Origin of the sequence: Brachybacterium sillae (assembly GCF_025028335.1) — a bacterium.
Classification (GTDB): Bacteria; Actinomycetota; Actinomycetes; order Actinomycetales; family Dermabacteraceae; genus Brachybacterium; species Brachybacterium sillae.
Map to the genome: position 1 here is coordinate 300716 of NZ_JAFEUW010000001.1, position 18341 is coordinate 319056.

Sequence of the window (18341 nt, forward strand, 5' to 3'; positions counted from 1 at the left end):
TGGCGGGCATGACTCTAGACCAGCGGTGGATCCGTCCCGACGGCCGCGCCCCTCTCGTCCCCGGTGAGCTCTCCCCCCGCCGCGCTGTTCCGGCGCGCATCGCCCGACCGGAGTACGTGGACCTCGATGAGGCGGTGTCGGATTCGGGTCCGCTGGTGCAGACCCCCGACGTGATCGAGCGGATGCGGGAGGCCTCTCGCGTGGCCGCCCTCGCCCTGCAGGCCGCCGGTGAGGCCGTGCGGCCCGGCGTGACCACCGACGCCCTCGATGCGATCGTCCACGAGGTGATCGTCGATCACGGCGCGTACCCCTCGACCCTCGGGTACCTGGGGTTCCCGAAGTCCTGCTGCACCAGCCTCAATGAGGTCGTCTGCCACGGCATCCCCGATTCCACGGTGATGCAGGAGGGTGACATCGTGAACATCGACGTCACCGCCTACCTGGACGGGGTGCACGGTGACACCAACGCCACGTTCACCGTGGGGGAGGTCGACCCCCGTCTCACGGAGCTGATCGACCGCACGCACGAGGCGATGATGCGCGGGATCCGCGCCGGCCGTCCCGGCCGCGAGGTCAATGTCATCGGCCGGGTGATCGAGAAGTACGTCGGGCGCTTCGGCTACGAATCGGTGCGGGACTTCACCGGCCACGGCATCGCCGAGGGCTTCCACAACGGCCTGATCGTCCCCCACTACGACGCGGCGCCGCTGTACGACGACGTGATCGAGCCCGGCATGACCTTCACGGTGGAGCCGATGATCACCCTCGGGTCGCAGGCGTGGGAGATGTGGGACGACGGGTGGACGGTCGTCACCCGCGACCGCTCGATCTCCGCTCAGTTCGAGCACACGCTGCTGGTCACCGACGAGGGCTTCGAGCTGCTCACCGAGCTCTGAGAGCTCAGGGACGCCCGGACCCGCCGCCCGCCGTCCCCGTGATTCCCCGCCTGTCAGACACCTCTGGGAGACTGACGGGCAGCACGGCCCCGGCCGCGTCCGGCGCTCACCCGCCCGCGGCCCAGGTCGGCATCGACCCCGCGCTCCCCCGGAGCGCCCCACCCCCGAGGAGGAACCTGTGACCATCGAGGCCTTCGGCATCGACATCGGCGGCAGCGGCATCAAGGGCGCGCCGGTCGACCTGGACCGCGGCGAGCTCGCCCACGACCGCCTGCGCATCCCCACCCCGCAGCCGTCCATTCCCGACGCCGTCGCGGACACCGTCGCCGAGCTGCTCGACGCCTTCCAGGTGGCCGAGGGCCTGCCCGTCGGCGTCACCTTCCCCGCCGTGATCCAGCACGGGGTGGCGAAGACCGCCTCGAACGTCGACAAGGCGTGGATCGACACCGACGTGGACGCCCTGCTCACCGAGCGCACCGGCCATGACGTGTTCGTGGTCAACGATGCCGACGCCGCGGGCATCGCGGAGATCACCTACGGCGCCGGCAAGGGCGTGCCCGGCATGGTGCTGGTGACCACCCTCGGCACCGGCGTCGGGACCGCCCTGTTCCAGGACGGACACCTGGTGCCGAACACCGAGCTCGGCCACATCCCGCTGCACGGTGCGGCGGCCGAGAAGTACATGGCCGATTCCGCGCGGGAGCGCGACGACCTCGGCTGGGGAGAGTGGGCCGAGCGCCTGCAGGAGTACTACTCCCTGCTGGAGTTCCTGCTCTCCCCCGACCTGTTCATCGTCGGCGGCGGCGTCTCGAAGAAGCACGAGAAGTTCCTGCCGAAGCTCGACCTGCGCACCCCGATCGTGCCGGCGCAGCTGCGCAACGAGGCCGGCATCATCGGCGCGGCCGCCCTCGCCCACCGCAACGGCGAGCAGGCGGCGTCGGCCTCCCGCAAGGAGTCGACGGCCGCGGAGAAGGCGGCCCGGTCCGCGGAGGACGAGGCGCGCACCTCCGGCGTGAAGACCTCCTCGAAGGGCTCCGGCACGGGCAAGGACAGCGGCACACGCGGTGCCACGAAGGGCGGGAAGACGTCCAAGGGGTCCGCGAAGCGCAAGTGACCCGCCAGACCCGGGTCATGCGCCGGGGCGGGCTCGCCGTGATGGCGGCCCGCCCCGGCGTGAGGGCCAGTCGGCCTGTAAGCCGGGTTCTGTGATCGGCAGTCATCCCTCTCGGGTCGCCGTTGCCGACGACCTCCAGCGGTCCACCCGGGGACTCGGACCGGCGCCCTCGAACGTCCCCTGTCTGACCTTGCTCCCGGTGGGGTTTACCGTGCCGACCCCGTCACCGGGGCCGCGGTGGTCTCTTACACCACCCTTTCACCCTTACCGGCGTCGAGACGCCGGCGGTCTGCTCTCTGTGGCACTGTCCCGCGGATCACTCCGGGTGGGCGTTACCCACCACCGTGCCGGATGGAGCCCGGACTTTCCTCGGCTTCGCTGAGCGAAGACGCGACTGCCCGGCCGACTGGCCCCCGTATCCTACGTCCTCCCCGTCCCACCTGCCCCTGTCGAGGTGACTCGTGTTCCTGCTGCTGCCCCCGTCCGAGACGAAGACCCGGCCAACCGAAGGCGATCCGCTCGACCTCGACACCCTCACCCATCCGGAGCTCACCACAGCCCGCCGCACCGTGCTGCGGGCGGCGGAGCGCACCGCCTGCGGACGGGACGCCGCCGAGCGGCTCAAGGCGCCCGCCTCCGCCCCGGACCTCGTGGAGCGGATGCGTCAGCTCACGGCCGAACCCGCGGCGCCTGCTCTGCAGGTGTACTCGGGGTGCTGTTCGACGCGCTCGGTGAGGCGACCGCCACCGATGACCGGCAGGTGCTCATCACCTCGGCGCTGCTGGGTGTCGTCGCGGCCGGCGACCGCATCCCCGCCTACCGGCTGTCCGCGGGGTCGGATCTCCACCGGCTGGGGCAGGTCGGGCCGTGGTGGCGGCCGCATCTGGCGCCGCTCGGGGCGCAGATCTCCGCCTCGGGACGTCTGGTGGTCGATGCCCGCTCGGGGGCCTATCGCTCGATGATGCCGGTGGCGGGGGCGATCCGGGTGGATGCGGTGGTGGAACGCGGCGGCCGGCGGCAGGTCGTCTCCCACGACGCCAAGCGCTACCGGGGGCTGCTGGGGCGCGCCCTGCTCACCGCGGAGACGGCACCGACCACGCCCACACAGCTGCGGCAGCTCGCGGCGGATCTGCTGGGGCCGGGGTTGGAGGCGGAGCTCGACGGCCAGGTCCTGGTGCTGGTGGACCGCCGGGACTGAGCACGACGGCCTGCGGTCAGGGCCGTCCCGGCGCCGGGTCAGGCGGGGTGGGTGCCCTCGGCGCCGGTCCACACGTCGGTGCGATGCTCGTCGATCCGCACCTGCAGGTCCCAGTCGCGCAGCGCCGCCTGCGCCAAGAGCAGCTCGCGCAGCGGGACGAGCCACAGGCTCTCCGAGGCGTAGTGCGGCAGATCCAGCAGCGCGGGCACGGCGGCCGGATCCGCGGCGGCCTCGATGTGTTCCAGGGCCGGATGGTGCCGCAGGTCGGAGGTGACGATCACGTCGGCACCGGCGCGGGTGGCGGCCTCCAGGAAGGAATCCCCGGCGCCCGGGCACGCGACCACGCGCTGCACCTGGCGGTCGGGATCACCGGTGAACCGCACCCCCTGCACGGTGGCGGGCACCGCGGCGGCCAGACGGCGGGCGAGCTCGCGCACGCTCAGCGGGGCCTCGAGGACGCCGATCACCCCGGCGCCGAACAACCCGTCCTCGGTCTGGCGCGGCGGCTCCAGCGGTTCCCGGCCGGTCAGGCCGAGGGCGTCGGCGAGGGCGACACCGGTGCCGGTGAGCGCCCGGTCAGCGTTGGTGTGCCCGCACCACAGGGCGGTGCCGGAGCGGATCAGCGAGGTGACCACCGCACCCTTGCCGGTGTCGGTCGGCAGAGCGTGGACGCCGCGCAGCAGCAGCGGATGGTGCGTGATGAGCAGGTCGTCGTCGGCGGCGGCGCGGGCCACCGCGAGCGTCGGGTCGACCGCCAGGGCGATGCGCCTCACGGGCGCGTCGGCCTCCCCTACGATCAGGCCCACGCGGTCCCAGTCCTCCGCCCAGTGCAGCGGATAGGTCTCCTCCAGCAGCGTGCGTACCTGCGCGAGCGTCGGCGTGGTGCTCATGCGCGGCCTCCACTCGCCTGGGCCTCCAGCAGGGCGGCGCGGAACGCCTTCCACGGCAGCAGCACACATTTCACGCGGGCGGGGAATTTCGAGGCCCCCAGCAGCGCGACGGCGTCACCGAGGAGCTCCTCATTGCCGGGGTCCTTGCCGCGGGAGGCCATGGACATCTCGAAGGAGTCGACCACGTCGACGGCCTGCGCGACGCTCAGGCCCGTCAGCTGGTCGGCGAGCATGGAGGCGGAGGCGCGGGACATGGCGCAGCCGATCGCGTCGTAGGAGACGTCGCGGACGGTGCCGTCGTCGTCGGGGCGGTCGACATCGAGCCGCAGCGTGATCTCATCACCACAGGTGGGGTTCACGTGGTGGACCTGTGCGGCGTACGGCTCCCGCAGGCCCGCACGATGGGGCCGGCGGTCATGCTCGATGATCAGCCCGGTGTAGAGGCTGGACAGGTCGCTCATGCGAACCTCCCGAAGAAGTCGACGGTCGCGGCGACGCCCTCCACCAGGGCGTCGATGTCCTCCGCGGTGGTGTAGGGACCGACGCTCGCGCGAGTGCTCGCCGCCAGCCCGTACCGGCGGTGCAGTGGCCAGGCGCAGTGATGCCCGGTGCGGACCATCACTTCGCGGGAGTCCAGCACCTGCCCGACGTCATGGGCGTGGATGCCGTCGAGGGTGAACGCCACCGCCCCGGCGCGCTGCGGCTGGGGGCCCGGACCGAGGATCCGCACCCCGTCGATGCCCTGCAGACCCTCCAGTGCCCGCACCGTGAGAGCGGATTCGTGGGCATGGATCGCCTCCCGGCCGAGCCCGTCGAGGTAGTCGCAGGCGGCCGCGAGGCCCACCGCCTGCGAGACCGGCGGGGTGCCGGCCTCGAACCGGGCGGGCGGCTCGGCGTACGTGGACATCTCCATCGTCACCAGCTCGATCATCGACCCACCGGTGAGGAACGGCGGCAGCTGCGTCAGCAGGTCGTACCGCCCCCACAGCACCCCGATACCTGTGGGGCCGAGCATCTTGTGGCCCGAGAAGGCGAGCATGTCGACGTCGAGGTCGGCCAGCCGCACCGGCAGATGCGGCACCGATTGGCAGGCATCCAGCACCACCAGGGCTCCGACGGCGCGGGCGGCGGCGCTCAACCGGGCGATGTCGTTGACGGTGCCGAGCACGTTCGACTGGTGGGTGAGGGCGAGGACCTTCGTGCGCTCGGTGAGCAGGGAGTCAAGGTCGGTGAGATCGAGGGTGTAGTCGTCGGCCAGGGGGATCCACCGGAGGGTGGCGCCGGTGCGGCGGCACAGTTCCTGCCACGGCACCAGGTTCGCGTGATGCTCCATCTCGGTGACCAGCACCTCGTCCCCCTCGCGCACCCGCAGGGCGTCGGGGACCTCCGTGCCACCCTGCCCGAGGGCGTAGGCGACGAGGTTCAGCGACTCGGTGGCGTTCTTCGTGAACACCACCTCACGCGGGTCGGTGGCGCCGAGGAACGCCGCCACGCGTTCCCGGGCACCTTCATAGGCGTCGGTGGCCTCCTCCGCCAGGGTGTTCGATCCGCGCTTGACAGCGGCGTTGTGGCGGGTGAGGAAGTCCTGCTCCGCAGTGAGCACCGGCAGCGGCCGCTGACTGGTGGCACCACTGTCGAGGTACACCATCGGGCGCCCGTCCACGTCGGTGCGCTGCAGCAGGGGAAAGTCGGCGCGCACGGCGTACGGGTCGAGGGCGCGCGGGGCGGTGGTCACGGGGGTCTCCCTGGAGTACGACGGAACCGGGATGTGCGTTGGGTCGCGCGGAGCCCGGAGGCACGCGGCACCCATCGAGTATAGGGAGCGACCTGCGGATAGGGTCGGGTCGATCCCCCCGCCGGAACCGGGGTGCGTCACGGCGCGCGGCTCCGGTGCCGTGCCCTGCAGGAGGTCCGTGTGCACCGCTGGATGAGCATCCAGTTCTTCCTCTTCTTCTTCACCTGGACCACGTTCCTGGCGTACTGGGGTGTGATCTTCGACGAGCGCGGGTTCGCGGCCTCCGAGATCGGTCTGTCGATCACGGTGTCGCTGGTGACACGCGCGGTGGCGATCGCGGTGCTGTTCCCAATGCTGAACCGGGTGTGGCCGCTGGGCCGGGTGGTGCGTGTCCTGCCGTGGGCGAGCCTGGCGGTGGCGCTGCTGTTCCTGCCGTCGACGGGCGTGACCGGGCTGGTGGTGCTCTCGGGGATCTTCGGGCTGCTGTATCCGACGCTGATGCCCGTGCTCGAGACGACCGCGGCTCTCGGTGTGCAGCGGCAGGTGCTCGACTACGGGCGCGCTCGCGGCTGGGGTTCCATCGGGTTCGTGGCGGGCGCCGCGGTGAACGGGGTGGTCGCCCAACTGGTGGGCAATGCGCCGCTGTGGTGGGTGTTTCTGCTCGGTCTGCTGGCGCTGGCGGTGACGGCGAGCCGTCCCCTCGGGGAGGAGCATGTCGAGGCGCAGCGCTCCGACGGTTTCGGCGGGTGGGCTCCGCTGCTGCGGTCACCGGTGTTCGTGCCGGCACTGGCGATCACGGTGGTGCTGCAGAGCTCCCACGCGGCGTACTACGCCTTCGGGTCACTGCACCTGGTGCGCCTGGGGGCGGCGGCCTGGGTGGTGGCGACGTTCCTGGTGATCGCGCCGCTGGCGGAGATGCTGCTGTTCCGTGTCACCGGTCCCATCGCGCAGCGGGCGAGCCTCGCGGCGATGCTGGGGATCTCCACCGCCGGGGCGCTGCTGCGCTGGGGCGTGTGGGCGCTCGACCCGGGGGTCGCGGTGCTCCTGGGCACCCAGGTGCTGCACGCCCTCACCTTCGGTCTGATGCAGGTGACGTTCATCCAGACCCTGAACCGCCACGTGCCGGCGGCGCTGGTGGCACCCGCTCAGGGCCTGTACATGGCGCTCGGCACCGGCGCCGGGACCGCAGTGATGACGGCGGTGGCGGGAGCACTGTTCGACCTCTCCCCGGCGCTCACCTTCGCCGCGATGGCCCTCAGTGTTCTGCTCGCGGTGCCTCTGCTGCTGCTTCTACGTCGGCGGGAGCTGGGGCGGCACCGGGAGCCGGACGCCGCAGTGACGCCCTGACCGCCATCACGTTCGCCCCGGAGATCAGCAGCAGCCCGGCGACGTCCACCGGCGAGAGCCGCTCCCCCAGCACCAGCGCTCCCGCCAGAGCCGCGCACGCCGGGTGCACACTCATCAGCAGCGACACCAGCCCCAGCGGCAGGATGCGCAGCACGATCACATCCAGGGCGTACGGCACGGCGGAGGTCAACAGGCCCGCCGCGACGGCGAAACCCACAGCAGATGCCGTCACGCGGGTGGCATCCAGGGTGAGCAGCACGATCGGCGTGAGCACCAGCACCGAGGTCAGGGCCGCCACCGCCGACGGGGCCAGCCCGGTGAGGCGCCGTCCGGCGGCGCGGGAGAGCGCCAGGTAGGCGGCCCAGCTGCTCGCGGCGAGCAGCGCGAAGCCGGTGCCCAGCCAGGTGGCCGAACCGGAGGGGCCGGTGACGCACAGCATGCCGACCAGACCCATCAGGGCACATACGAGGCCGAGCCGGGAGCGGGTGGCGAGCACCGACAGAGCCAGCGGCCCCAGGAACTCCACGGTGACAGCGAGGCCGACGCCCATCTCCCGGATCGCCGCATAGATCGCGGCGTTCATTGCCATCAGCGGCACCGCGAGGGCCACACCCCACAGCGGGTCGCGCGTGCCCGCGGCACGCAGCGACCGATGAGCCAACGGAACATGGATCACGGCCATGACCAGTTGCCGCACGAGGACCACGGCGGCGATCCCGAGGGCCGGCAGGGCGAGCGCCGCGAAGGAGGCACCGAGCTGGGCTGTCGCCGCTCCGATCGTCACCAGCGAGATCCCGAGAGCACTCTGGCGCGCGGTGAGTTCGGAGGAGGCGTTCGGGGGCACGGCCTTACCCTAGGGGGACCGTCCCCCATGCGAGGAGTCCGTCCGTGAACACCCTGCTGATGACCCTGTTCGCCGTGTCCCTGGTCGGCTCGGTGGCGATGGTGATCCTGATGATGGTCCGCGGCGGATGGAACCGGGGCGAGGACGGCCTGGCGCCCGACGGTACGACGCTGCCGCCCGACCACAACCGTCGCATGGCCATGAACTGGGCGCTCGCCGGAGTGATCCTGGTGACCGTGGTGCTGGGGCTGGGTCTGCTGTTCCTGTGAACCAGGAGCCCATGCCCGCATCGTGGATGCGGCTGCCGGAGATCCGCACAGACGGCACATCGCCGCAGGTCACATCCTCTGCGAAGGGTGGGTCGTGAGGGGCTCGAACCCCCGACCTCCTGGGTGTAAACCAGGCGCTCTGACCAACTGAGCTAACGACCCGTGGCCCACCGCGGCACGGTCCGATCGGCGGACGGTGCGGCAGGTGGTGCGGTGACTGGGCGTGATGCCGCTCAGCCGTTGCGGGCGGCCAGGCGCGTGCCCGACCAGGTGCCCGGCAGGCTCACCGTCGTGGTGGTGCGCATGCCCGCGAGGCTCGCCGCCTCCTGGATCTCCGCAGGATCCACGTGGCCGTCACGGCCGGCCTTCGGGGTGAGCAACCACACCTGGCCGCCCTCCACCAGTGTGGTGAGGGAGTCGACGAGGGCGTCGGTCAGATCACCATCACCCTCGCGCCACCACAGCAGCACGGCGTCGACGATCCCCTGAAAGTCCTCGTCCTCGAGGTCAGCGTCGAGCGCATCCTCGATGGCGTCCCGCAGGTCCAGATCGACGTCGTCGTCGTAGCCGATCTCCAGCACCGTCTGACCGGTTCGGAAGCCCAGCGCATCCGCAGGGCCCTGCGAGACCGATTCCGTGGTCGACGCCACGCGTGCACTCCTTCTCCGTGGGGGGTGGGTCCGACGGCAGTTTATCCACCCGTGTCGGGCGTGTCACACGCACAGGGACGACCCCGGAGACCCCCCTCTCGTGTGTCGGATGGCGGCGGTAGGCTGAGCCGCGCCACGCGCACACGCATCTGCCGTCGGGCCGCCTCGTCGACCCGCGCACGCGGTGCCGCGGCGTCCGACAGCTCCCACCTGAGAGAAGGACAACGTGACCGCCTCCGACACCCCGCGTCCGATCGGCATCAACCTGCCCAGCTATGCGCAGGATCCCGATCCCGAGGAGACCCGCGAGTGGCTCGATTCGTTCGATGCCCTCCTGGAGAACCGCGGTGAGGAACGCGCGACCGAGATCGTCCAGAGCGTGCTGCAGCAGGCCCGCCGCCGTCATCTCGAGCTTCCGGACTCGCTGACCACCGATTACGTCAACACCATCCCGGTGGAGGACCAGCCCGAGTACCCGGGCGACCTCGCCCTGGAGAAGGAGATCCGCAACGCGATCCGCTGGAACGCCGCGATGCTGGTGCACCGCGCGCAGCGTCCCGGTGTCGGCGTCGGCGGGCACCTCTCCAGTTATGCCTCGATCGCCTCGATGTACGAGGTCGGCTTCAACCACTTCTTCCGCGGCCGCGACCACGCCGGCGGCGGTGACCACGTCTTCTTCCAGGGCCACGCCTCCCCCGGCATCTACGCCCGCGCCTTCCTGCTGGGGCGTCTGACCCAGGAGGACCTCGACGGCTTCCGTCAGGAGGTCTCCAGCGAGAACGGCATGCCGTCCTACCCGCATCCGCGCTCCATGCCGGACTTCTGGGAGTTCCCGACGGTGTCCATGGGCATCGGCCCGGTCAACGCGATCGAGCAGGCCAGCTTCGACCGCTACCTGCTCAACCGTGGCCTGAAGGACACCTCCCAGCAGCACACCTGGGCGTTCCTCGGCGACGGTGAGATGGACGAGGTCGAGTCCCGCGGCGCACTGCACATCGCCGCGAAGGAGCACCTGGACAACCTCACCTTCGTCGTGAACTGCAACCTGCAGCGTCTGGACGGCCCGGTGCGCGGCAACGGCAAGATCATCCAGGAGCTGGAGGCGCAGTTCCGCGGCGCCGGCTGGAACGTCATCAAGGTGATCTGGGGCGGGGGCTGGGATCCGCTGTTCGCGAAGGACGACGAGGGTGCCCTGGTCGACCTCATGAACGCCACCCCCGACGGCGACTTCCAGACCTACCGCGCCGAGGACGGCGGCTTCATCCGGGACAACTTCTTCGGCCGTGATCCGCGGACCAAGGCGATGGTCGAAGACATGTCCGACGACGACATCTGGTGGAAGCTCAACCGCGGTGGCCACGACACCCGGAAGATCTACGCGGCCTACAAGGCGGCGATGGAGCACAAGGGCCGCCCCACCGTGATCCTGGTGCAGACCATCAAGGGCTACCGCCTGGGGAAGAACTTCGCCGGTCGCAACGCGACCCACCAGATGAAGAAGTTCACCCTCGACGACATCAAGGCCCTGCGCGACACGCTGCAGATCCCGATCTCCGACGAGCAGCTCGACAGCCTGGACAGCGTCTACGACGCGCCGCTGTACGTGCCGGATGAGAACTCCGAGGCGATGAAGTACTTCCGGGCCCGCCGCGAGGAGCTCGGCGGCCCGGTGCCCAGCCGCCACCCGGATCGGGCGCAGGCCCTCGAGCTGCCCGACGAGAAGGCCTACGCGATCGCGAAGAAGGGCTCCGGCAAGCAGGAGATCGCCACCACCATGGCGCTCGTGCGGCTGCTGAAGGACCTCATGCGGGACAAGAACATCGGCAAGCACTGGGTGCCGATCATCCCCGACGAGGCCCGCACCTTCGGCATGGACTCCCTGTTCCCGACGCTGAAGATCTACAACCCCGACGGGCAGAACTATCTGTCGGTGGACCGCGACCTGCTGCTGGCGTACAAGGAGTCGCAGCAGGGGCAGATCAAGCACATGGGCATCAACGAGATCAGCTCGACCTCCGCGTTCACCGCGGCGGGCACCTCGTACGCCACCCACGGCCTGCCGATGATCCCGCTGTACATCTTCTACTCGATGTTCGGGTTCCAGCGCACCGGTGACTTCTTCTGGGCCGCCGGTGACCAGCTCGCCCGCGGTTTCGTGATCGGTGCGACCGCCGGCAAGACCACGCTCGCCGGTGAGGGCCTGCAGCACATGGACGGGCACTCCCCCGTCCTGGCCGCCACCAACCCGGCCGCCGTGATCTACGACCCGGCCTACGGGTACGAGATCGGGCACATCATGCGCGATGGTCTGCAGCGGATGTACGGCCAGAACGAGAGCCGCGACCAGAACGTCTTCTACTACCTCACCGTCTACAACGAGCCGATCGTGCAGCCCGCCGAACCGGAGGGTCTGGACGTCGACGGTCTGCTCAAGGGCATGTACGTGGTGGATGAGGCCCCGGAGGGTGAGGGTCCCGAGGTGCAGCTGATGGCCTCCGGTGTGGGCGTGCCGTGGGCGCGCCACGCCCGGGAGATCCTGCAGGAGGACTGGGGGGTGCGCGCCACCGTGTGGTCCGTGACCTCCTGGAACGAGCTGCGCAAGGAGGCCGTCGCGGTGGAGGACCACAACATGCTCCACCCCGACGAGCAGCGCACCCCGTGGATCTCCGAGCGCCTGGCCGGCACCAGCGGTCCGTTCGTCGCCTCAAGCGACTACGACCACCTGGTTCCGGAGATGATCCGCCCGTGGATCCCCGGCCAGTACGGGGTGCTCGGTGCCGACGGCTGGGGTTTCTCCGACACCCGCCCGGCCGCCCGCCGCTTCCTGAAGATCGACGCCCATTCGATGGTCGTCAAGGCGCTGCAGCTGCTCGCCCGCGAGGGGAAGGTCGACGCCGGTGCTCCGGCCAAGGCCATCCGCCGCTACGACCTGCTGAACGTCAACGCCGGCCAGTCGGGTTCCTTCGGCGGTGAGTCCTGAGCGCGGAGCCCGCGGCGCCCGAGGCGCCGCGCTCCGTGCTCACGGGCATCGTCACCATCAACCGGCATGCGGAACTGCCGCCCGTGCGGCAGATCCACGAGGCGATCGCCCGGGCCGCGCAGGACGGCACCCTGCCGCCGGGCACCCGCCTGCCCACCGTCCGTGCACTGGCCGATGAGCTCGGCATCGCCGTGATCACCGCCGCGAAGGCGTACCGCACCCTGCGGGAGGCCGACATCGTCCTCACCCGCGGCCGTGCGGGGACCGTCATCGCCCCGCAGGACCGGGTCTCCTCCCGCCTGGAGGAGGCCGCGCGGGGGTACGCGGCCCTCGCCCGGGACCTCGGGGCCGATGACGAGTCGGTGGTCGCCGCCCTGCGGGCCGCACTCACCGCCTCCCGCGCCTGAGCCGGCGAGAGCCCGGCCCCAGGTTCCCGGCGGCGCAAGCAGCCGCCCCCTCAGCACCCTTCCACCGTCCACACTCACCCCCGGAGGTCCCATGCTCGCGATCGTCAGCCCCGGTCAGGGGGCCCAGAAGCCCGGTTTCCTCGCGCCCTGGCTGGACCTGCCCGGGGTGCGGGAGTCTCTGCAGCGCCTCTCGGACGCGGCCGAGGTCGACCTCATCCGTCACGGCACCGCCTCCGATGCGGAGACGATCAAGGACACCGCCGTCGCGCAGCCTCTGCTCGTGGCCGCGGGCATCCTCACGGCCGACGCCCTCGCCGGCGGTGAGGGTTTCGCGCGCGACGGCCGGGCCGATCTGCTGGCCGGGCACAGCGTCGGTGAGGTCACCACGGCGGCCCTGGCCGGAGTGCTCAGTGCCGAGGACGCCATGCGGCTGGTGGGTGTGCGATCCCGGGCGATGGCGGAGGCCGCGGCCGCGACGCCGACCGGCATGGCGGCCGTCGTCGGTGGTCAGCGCGACGAGGTGATGGAGGCGATCCGCCGGAACGACCTGCAGCCGGCGAACATCAACTCCTCCGGGCAGGTCGTCGCCGCCGGTCCGACGGAGCGCATCGCGGCCCTCGTCGCCGAGCCCCCCACCCGCGCCCGCGTGATGCCGCTGCAGGTGGCCGGGGCCTTCCACACCGACTTCATGGCCTCCGCCCGCACGGCGCTGTCCGAGTTCGCCCCCTCGCTGACGCCCTCGGATCCCCCGTCGGATCGTCCACTGATCTCCAACGCCGGTGGGGAGATCGTCACCGACGGCGCCCGGTACCTCGAGCTCATCGTGAGCCAGGTGGCGTCCCCGGTCGACTGGGAGGCCTGCATGCGCGTCTTCGCCGAGAAGGAGGTCACCGGCATCCTGGAGCTGGCCCCTGCCGGCACCCTCACCGGTCTGGCGAAGAGGGAGCTGAAGGGTGTGGCGCTGATGAACCTCAACACGCCCGAGGACCTCGACGCCGCTCGCGCCTTCGTGCAGGAGCACGCCGGGGCGACGCGCTCCGAGTCCGGACAGGAGATCTGAGATGGCCATCTCGCTCACGCCCCGGCCGACGGTGGCCGGATCCCGCATCGTGTCGCTGGGCGCCGCCCGCGGCGACCTGACCGTGCCCAACGACGACCTGGTCGAGCCGATCAACTCCTCCGACGAGTGGATCCGTCAGCGCACCGGCATCATCACCCGTCGCCGCGCCAGCGCCGAGGTCGGCGTCGCGGACATGGCCCAGCAGGCCGCCGACGAGGCGATCAGCGGCGCCGGACTCCAGCCCGGGGACATCGACGCGATCCTGTGCGCCACCATCACCTTCCCGTACCAGCAGCCGTCGATGGCGGCCCACCTCGCCGGCCGCCTGGGCCTCGGCGACGTCATCGCCTACGACATCTCCGCCGCCTGCGCCGGGTTCTGCTACGGCATCGGACAGGCCGACGGACTGATCCGCTCCGGCTCCGCCCGCAACGTGCTGGTCATCGGCGCGGAGAAACTCTCCGACTTCGTCTCCCCCACCGACCGCTCCATCTCCTTCCTGCTCGGAGACGGCGCCGGTGCCGCGGTGGTCTCCGCCTCCGACGAGCCGCGCATCGGCCCGACCGTCTGGGGCAGTGACGGCTCCCACTGGGATGCCGTGCGGATGACCGGATCCAGCATCGACTTCCGCGAGGGCCGTATCCCGTGGCCGACCCTGGAGCAGGACGGCCGCACCGTGTTCCGTTGGGCCGTGTGGCACAGCGCCGAGAAGATCCGCGAGATGCTCGAGCAGTCGGGTCTCACACCGGAGGACGTCGACGTGTTCGTGCCGCACCAGGCGAACATGCGGATCGTCGACGAGCTGGTGAATCAGCTGAAGCTGCCCGAGGACGTCGTCGTGGCCCGGGACATCGCGGAGACCGGCAACACCTCCGCCGCCTCGGTGCCGCTGGCTCTGCACCGCCTGGTCGCCGAGGGGCAGGCGTCGTCCGGGGACGTCGCGGTGCTGTTCGGCTTCGGCGGCGGACTCGCCTACGCGGGGCAGATCGTCATCCTGCCCTGAGCGTCCGACCCCTGATCCCCAGCCCTCGGCCCTGATCGGCTACTGACCGGTCATCCATGGACACGCGCCCTCCCGCACGGCGTGACCGGCTGGTGCGGGTAGGCTTGCCCCGCCCAGCGTTTTCGAGACATGAAGGAGAGCCCCCGTGGCCTACACCGACAATGAGATCCTCGCCGGCCTCGCTGAGATCGTGAACGAGGAGACCGGCGTCGCGGTCGAGGACGTCCAGCCCGAGAAGTCCTTCACCGACGACCTCGACATCGACTCCATCTCGATGATGACCATCGTCGTGAACGCCGAGGAGAAGTTCGGCGTGCGCATCCCCGACGAGGAGGTCAAGAACCTGACCACCGTCGGCGACGCCGTCTCCTTCATCTCCGGCGCCCAGGCCTGAGTCCGTCGGAGCGCCCGGGGCATCGTCCCCGGGCGCTTCCTCGTTCATCCCCCAGTTCCCACCCGGAGGTCCGGTCATGAAGTTGAACCCCACCCGCGTCGCCGTCACCGGTCTCGGCACGGTGAACCCGCTCGGTGCGGACGTCGCCAGCACCTGGGAGGCGGCCCTGAAGGGCACCTCGACGGCCCGGACCCTGGAGAATGACTGGAAGGAGCGGTACGGCCTGTCGGTCGACTTCGCCTGCACCGTTCCGATCGACCCCTATGAGGTGCTCTCCCGCCCGGAGGCGAAGAAGCTCGACCCCGTCGGGCAGTACTCGCTGATCGCCGCCCGGGAGGCGTGGAAGGACGCCGGTACCCCCGTGGTCGACCCTGTCCGCCTCGGCGTGGTGGTCGGCACCGGCATCGGCGGCGTGTGGACGATCCTCGACCAGTGGGACCTGGTCAAGGAGAAGGGCGCCCGGCGCGTCAACCCCTTCACGGTGCCGATGCTGATGGCGAACTCCTCCAGCGCCCACATCGAACTCGAACTGGGCGCCCAGGCCGGCGCCCACACCCCCGTCTCCGCCTGCGCCTCCGGCGCCGAGGCCGTCGCCCAGGCCTTCGACATGATCCGCCTGGGTCGTGCCGACGTGGTCGTGGCCGGGGGCTCCGAGGCCTGCGTGCATCCGCTGCCGCTGGCCGGGTTCGCGAACATCCGCGCGCTGTCGACGCGCGTGGACGATCCCGCGACCGCCTCGCGCCCGTACGACCGGGACCGTGACGGTTTCGTGCTCGGTGAGGGTGCGGCCATCCTGGTGCTGGAGTCCGAGGAGCATGCGAAGGCCCGTGGCGCGCGTATCTACGGATATGTCTCCGGTCGGGGCATGGCGTCCGACGCCCACCACATCTCCGCCCCCTCCCAGGACGGGCAGGCTCGGGCGATCCGCGAGGCCGTGACCGATGCCGGTCTGAGCGCCACCGACGTGGTGCACGTCAACGCCCACGGCACCTCCACTCCGCTCGGGGACATCGGTGAGCTGAAGGCCGTCGCGCAGGCCCTGGACGGTCAGACCGACCAGCTCGTGGTCTCCTCCACCAAATCGATGACGGGCCACCTGCTCGGTGGCGCCGGGGCCCTGGAGTCGGTCTTCGCGGTCCTCGCGGCCCACCACCGGGTGGCGCCGCCGTCGATCAACATCGAGAACCTCGACCCCGAGGTCCCTCTGGACATCGCTGTGAACGCTCCGCGGGACCTGCCCGCCGGGGACATCGCCGTGCTGAACAACGCCTTCGGGTTCGGCGGCCACGACGTCGCGGTGGTCGCCACCAACGCCTGACCCGGTCCACCACCGGCTGGACGCGCCGACGGGGCCGCGGCCCCGTCGGCCGTGTCGTCAGACGACGCGCTGGAGCCAGCGCATCGGCACTCCCTCGGCGGCGTGCCGGTACAGCTCGAGTTCCTCATCCCACGGCTCGCCGAGGGCGATACCGATCTCCCGCTGCAGGGCGCGGGCGTCGGACCCCGCACGCTCCATGCAGCCCCGCAGATGGTCCTCGGTGAGCACGATGTTCCCGGCATGGTCGGTGACCGCGTGATGGATGCCGAGATCAGGGGTGCACGACCAGCGGGCGCCGTCCGCGTGGGCGGTGGCCTCCTGGGTGACCTCGAACCGCACCTCGGGCATGCCGCGCAGCGCGCTCACCAGGCGGGCGCCGGTGTCCTCCCGGCCGCGCCAGGTCATCTCACTGCGCAGCAGGCCCTTCTCCAACGGCTGGACCTCCCAGCGCAGGTGTGAGGGCACGCCGAGGACTCCGCTCGCGGCCCAATCGATATGCGGTGCGAGGGCTCGCGGGGCGGAGTGGATGTACAGCACTCCCTGCGTCATGGAACGACGTCCCTTCCTGTCCGATACGTCTTCCCCACGGATCGGTGCAGGTGCGGGGCGGCAGGGCCCCGAGGGTCATCGGCGCATGACGCCGGACTAGCGGTCAGCCTAGAGCGTGCGTCGGATGTCCCGCAACGCCTGCTTGCGGACGCTACGCTCGAGACCGTCGATGTAGAGCTCGGCATCGAGGTGCGCGCACTCGTGCTGGATGAGGCGTGCGGTGAGGCCCTCACCCTCCAACACGATCGGCCGGCCCTCGACGTCGATGCCCTCGCAGCGCGCGTAGGCGGCGCGGGTGCGCGGGTACCACAGGTCGGGCACGGAGAGGCAACCCTCCTCGCCGTCCTGCGTCTCCTCCGACAGCTCCACGATGCGGGGGTTGAGGATGCAGCCGATGCCGTGGTCCTCGAGATTCCAGGAGAACGCCCGCAGCGTCACGCCGATCTGGTTGGCCGCGACACCGGCGCGGCCCTCGGCGTCCACCGTGTCCATGAGGTCGCGGACGAGGGTGCGCACCCCGTCGGTGATCGTGGTGATCTCGTCGCACACCGTGCGCAGGACCGGGTCGCCGACGATGCGGATCTCGCGCATGGTCATCAGCGGGCCGCCTCGCTGTCGGCGGCGCCGCCACCGAGCCGGCCGATGCCGACGATGGTGTGGCTGACGGGGGTGCCCGGGGCGACGGTGCGCTCGACGGTGCAGCCGCGCTCGATGGCCTTGTTCACGACGGTCTGCAGCTGTGCGAGGTCCTCCGCGCTGAGACCGTCGAGGTCCAGCAGCATCTCCTCGTCGAGGGCGAGGTAGCGGTTGGTCGCGGGGTCGGATTCACCGTGCACGAACAGGCGCATGCGGAAGTCCTCCCCGAGACGTCGACCGATCGACAGATCAGCACTCATGCCGGCGCAGCCGATCAGGGCGAGCTTCAACAGTTCCCCCGGGGAGATCTGCCCCTCCCCCTTGCCGATGGGGATCTCCACGCCACGCTGGTTGCGCCCCACGAATTGCCGTTCGCCGACCCGATCGGCCCACACGGAGCCGGCATCGAAGCCGTCCGGCAGGGGGAACGAGTCATCGGGAAGCGTGGCCATCGGGACTCCTCCATCGCCAGCCCTGGGGCGCGGCACGGAGCGGCGGCACCCCCGAGGGACACATCAGATCGGGGTGGAAACCAGATCAGCCCCGGTGGGCACCGGGGCTGATCTGCTGTATGGGCTCCCGCGACTGGACTTGAACCAGTAACCGTTCGATTAACAGTCGAATGCTCTGCCGATTGAGCTACGCGGGATCGACCTCGGATACGTTACCAGCTCTGCGGCCCACCTCGGGCCGCCAGGGCGCCCCACGCGCGAGATATGACGGATGCCACGCCGCGACGCCCCACCGACGCATTCGGCCGGCGCACCCGGGCTCGCGGCCACCGCCCGGGCGGAGGCGGCCGGATCAACTCCTCCCCTCTCACGCAATCCCACACAGTTCCACACGCGCCGTCGTGAGCGTGCCCTCGGGCCCGGACAGCCGCGATGCGCCCCCTTGACGTGCGGCGCGACTCGGTCTACGCTCCCACATATACCCACACACTCCCACATGTGGAGTGGCGGCCCCCGCTCCCGGCACCCGGGAGGGAGAGCGCGGCGGGATCCCCGCCGCCGGGGTCGAGTCTCCCGTGAGGGGGGCCGGAGCGAGAGGT

The 18341-nt window shown here is 70.9% G+C and carries 19 protein-coding genes, 2 tRNA genes and 1 other RNA gene; 11 read left to right on the plus strand and 11 right to left on the minus strand.

What is annotated here, in order from left to right; translation table 11 throughout:
- Positions 1–8 precede the first annotated feature (8 nt).
- A complete protein-coding gene (map, locus tag JSY14_RS01355) occupies positions 9–896 on the plus strand; it encodes a type I methionyl aminopeptidase (RefSeq protein ID WP_259556960.1) in 888 nt (295 codons plus the stop codon).
- 178 nt (positions 897–1074) lie between these two features.
- Entirely contained in the window at positions 1075–2010 is a 936-nt protein-coding gene (gene ppgK, locus JSY14_RS01360; protein WP_349773575.1) for a polyphosphate--glucose phosphotransferase, read from the plus strand.
- A 62-nt stretch (positions 2011–2072) separates the two neighbouring features.
- On the opposite strand, the gene rnpB is transcribed toward ppgK, so the two are convergent.
- An RNA gene (gene rnpB, locus JSY14_RS01365) (RNase P RNA component class A) lies at positions 2073–2420 on the minus strand.
- Between the two features lie 302 nt (positions 2421–2722).
- On the opposite strand from rnpB, the gene yaaA reads away from it, so the two are divergent.
- A complete protein-coding gene (yaaA, locus tag JSY14_RS01370) occupies positions 2723–3208 on the plus strand; it encodes a peroxide stress protein YaaA (protein ID WP_259556961.1) in 486 nt (161 codons plus the stop codon).
- Between the two features lie 38 nt (positions 3209–3246).
- Here the strand turns inward: yaaA and JSY14_RS01375 are convergent, their stop codons facing one another.
- Genes JSY14_RS01375 through JSY14_RS01385 form a run of 3 tightly spaced genes read right to left on the minus strand, consistent with a single transcriptional unit; the run spans position 3247 to position 5833 of the window.
- Entirely contained in the window at positions 3247–4098 is an 852-nt protein-coding gene (locus tag JSY14_RS01375) for a Nif3-like dinuclear metal center hexameric protein (protein ID WP_259556963.1), read from the minus strand.
- Entirely contained in the window at positions 4095–4559 is a 465-nt protein-coding gene (gene sufU / locus JSY14_RS01380) for a Fe-S cluster assembly sulfur transfer protein SufU (RefSeq protein ID WP_259556964.1), read from the minus strand. Before sufU ends, JSY14_RS01375 begins: the two co-directional genes overlap by 4 nt.
- Complete coding sequence (locus JSY14_RS01385; RefSeq protein ID WP_259556965.1) at positions 4556–5833, minus strand: aminotransferase class V-fold PLP-dependent enzyme; 1278 nt, start codon at positions 5831–5833, stop codon at positions 4556–4558. The genes sufU and JSY14_RS01385 overlap by 4 nt, the downstream gene beginning before the upstream one ends.
- 180 nt (positions 5834–6013) lie before the next feature.
- On the opposite strand from JSY14_RS01385, the gene JSY14_RS01390 reads away from it, so the two are divergent.
- Positions 6014–7180 (plus strand): MFS transporter, encoded by a 1167-nt coding sequence (locus tag JSY14_RS01390; protein ID WP_259556966.1) that lies wholly within the window; start codon positions 6014–6016, stop codon positions 7178–7180.
- On the opposite strand, the gene JSY14_RS01395 is transcribed toward JSY14_RS01390, so the two are convergent.
- Positions 7089–8024 (minus strand): EamA family transporter, encoded by a 936-nt coding sequence (locus JSY14_RS01395; protein WP_259556968.1) that lies wholly within the window; start codon positions 8022–8024, stop codon positions 7089–7091. The genes JSY14_RS01390 and JSY14_RS01395 overlap by 92 nt on opposite strands.
- Before the next feature lie 44 nt (positions 8025–8068).
- On the opposite strand from JSY14_RS01395, the gene JSY14_RS01400 reads away from it, so the two are divergent.
- Complete coding sequence (locus JSY14_RS01400) at positions 8069–8293, plus strand: hypothetical protein (RefSeq protein ID WP_259556969.1); 225 nt, start codon at positions 8069–8071, stop codon at positions 8291–8293.
- 88 nt (positions 8294–8381) lie between these two features.
- Here the strand turns inward: JSY14_RS01400 and JSY14_RS01405 are convergent.
- Together JSY14_RS01405 and JSY14_RS01410 are read right to left on the minus strand one after the other, a co-directional pair.
- A tRNA-Val gene (locus JSY14_RS01405) sits at positions 8382–8455 on the minus strand.
- 71 nt (positions 8456–8526) lie between these two features.
- On the minus strand, positions 8527–8943 hold the full coding sequence (locus tag JSY14_RS01410) for a DUF3052 domain-containing protein (RefSeq protein WP_259556971.1): 417 nt from the start codon (positions 8941–8943) through the stop codon (positions 8527–8529).
- 226 nt (positions 8944–9169) lie between these two features.
- Here JSY14_RS01410 and aceE point away from each other — a divergent pair, with 226 nt between their 5' ends.
- The 6 genes from aceE to JSY14_RS01440 all read left to right on the plus strand — a co-directional run bounded on the left by aceE (position 9170) and on the right by JSY14_RS01440 (position 16105).
- Complete coding sequence (gene aceE / locus JSY14_RS01415) at positions 9170–11923, plus strand: pyruvate dehydrogenase (acetyl-transferring), homodimeric type (RefSeq protein ID WP_259556972.1); 2754 nt, start codon at positions 9170–9172, stop codon at positions 11921–11923.
- 35 nt (positions 11924–11958) lie between these two features.
- Entirely contained in the window at positions 11959–12330 is a 372-nt protein-coding gene (locus JSY14_RS01420; protein WP_259556974.1) for a GntR family transcriptional regulator, read from the plus strand.
- Positions 12331–12421: 91 nt separating this feature from the next.
- The gene (locus tag JSY14_RS01425) at positions 12422–13390 is read left to right on the plus strand and encodes an ACP S-malonyltransferase (RefSeq protein WP_259556976.1); all 969 of its coding nucleotides are present in this window, start codon (positions 12422–12424) and stop codon (positions 13388–13390) included.
- A gap of 1 nt (position 13391) precedes the next feature.
- Positions 13392–14393 carry a beta-ketoacyl-ACP synthase III gene (locus JSY14_RS01430; RefSeq protein ID WP_259556977.1) on the plus strand — a complete coding sequence of 334 codons (1002 nt, stop codon included), beginning with the start codon at positions 13392–13394 and terminating at the stop codon, positions 14391–14393.
- A gap of 145 nt (positions 14394–14538) precedes the next feature.
- A complete protein-coding gene (locus JSY14_RS01435; protein ID WP_259556978.1) occupies positions 14539–14787 on the plus strand; it encodes an acyl carrier protein in 249 nt (82 codons plus the stop codon).
- A gap of 76 nt (positions 14788–14863) precedes the next feature.
- Positions 14864–16105, plus strand: coding sequence for a beta-ketoacyl-[acyl-carrier-protein] synthase family protein (locus tag JSY14_RS01440; RefSeq protein ID WP_259556979.1), 1242 nt, complete (start codon positions 14864–14866; stop codon positions 16103–16105).
- Positions 16106–16162: 57 nt separating this feature from the next.
- Here JSY14_RS01440 and JSY14_RS01445 read toward each other — a convergent pair whose 3' ends face one another.
- The 4 genes from JSY14_RS01445 to JSY14_RS01460 all read right to left on the minus strand — a co-directional run bounded on the left by JSY14_RS01445 (position 16163) and on the right by JSY14_RS01460 (position 17939).
- Positions 16163–16654: a DUF3145 domain-containing protein gene (locus tag JSY14_RS01445; RefSeq protein ID WP_259556980.1), complete on the minus strand. Its 492-nt coding sequence runs from the start codon at positions 16652–16654 to the stop codon at positions 16163–16165.
- A 108-nt stretch (positions 16655–16762) separates the two neighbouring features.
- Entirely contained in the window at positions 16763–17251 is a 489-nt protein-coding gene (gene def / locus JSY14_RS01450) for a peptide deformylase (protein WP_259556981.1), read from the minus strand.
- The gene (locus tag JSY14_RS01455; protein WP_259556982.1) at positions 17251–17742 is read right to left on the minus strand and encodes an OsmC family protein; all 492 of its coding nucleotides are present in this window, start codon (positions 17740–17742) and stop codon (positions 17251–17253) included. The genes def and JSY14_RS01455 overlap by 1 nt, the downstream gene beginning before the upstream one ends.
- 124 nt (positions 17743–17866) lie before the next feature.
- Positions 17867–17939: transfer RNA gene (locus JSY14_RS01460), tRNA-Asn, on the minus strand.
- Positions 17940–18341: the final 402 nt, after the last annotated feature.

Bases quoted from the DNA above. Each gene is read 5' to 3' on its own strand.
- sufU (WP_259556964.1), bottom strand. From the start codon at position 4,559: ATGAGCGACCTGTCCAGCCTCTACACCGGGCTGATCATCGAGCATGAC.
- JSY14_RS01440 (WP_259556979.1), top strand. From the start codon at position 14,864: ATGAAGTTGAACCCCACCCGCGTCGCCGTCACCGGTCTCGGCACGGTG.
- JSY14_RS01425 (WP_259556976.1), top strand. From the start codon at position 12,422: ATGCTCGCGATCGTCAGCCCCGGTCAGGGGGCCCAGAAGCCCGGTTTC.
- JSY14_RS01455 (WP_259556982.1), bottom strand. From the start codon at position 17,742: ATGGCCACGCTTCCCGATGACTCGTTCCCCCTGCCGGACGGCTTCGAT.
- def (WP_259556981.1), bottom strand. From the start codon at position 17,251: ATGACCATGCGCGAGATCCGCATCGTCGGCGACCCGGTCCTGCGCACG.
- JSY14_RS01445 (WP_259556980.1), bottom strand. From the start codon at position 16,654: ATGACGCAGGGAGTGCTGTACATCCACTCCGCCCCGCGAGCCCTCGCA.
- map (WP_259556960.1), top strand. From the start codon at position 9: ATGACTCTAGACCAGCGGTGGATCCGTCCCGACGGCCGCGCCCCTCTC.
- JSY14_RS01375 (WP_259556963.1), bottom strand. From the start codon at position 4,098: ATGAGCACCACGCCGACGCTCGCGCAGGTACGCACGCTGCTGGAGGAG.
- JSY14_RS01430 (WP_259556977.1), top strand. From the start codon at position 13,392: ATGGCCATCTCGCTCACGCCCCGGCCGACGGTGGCCGGATCCCGCATC.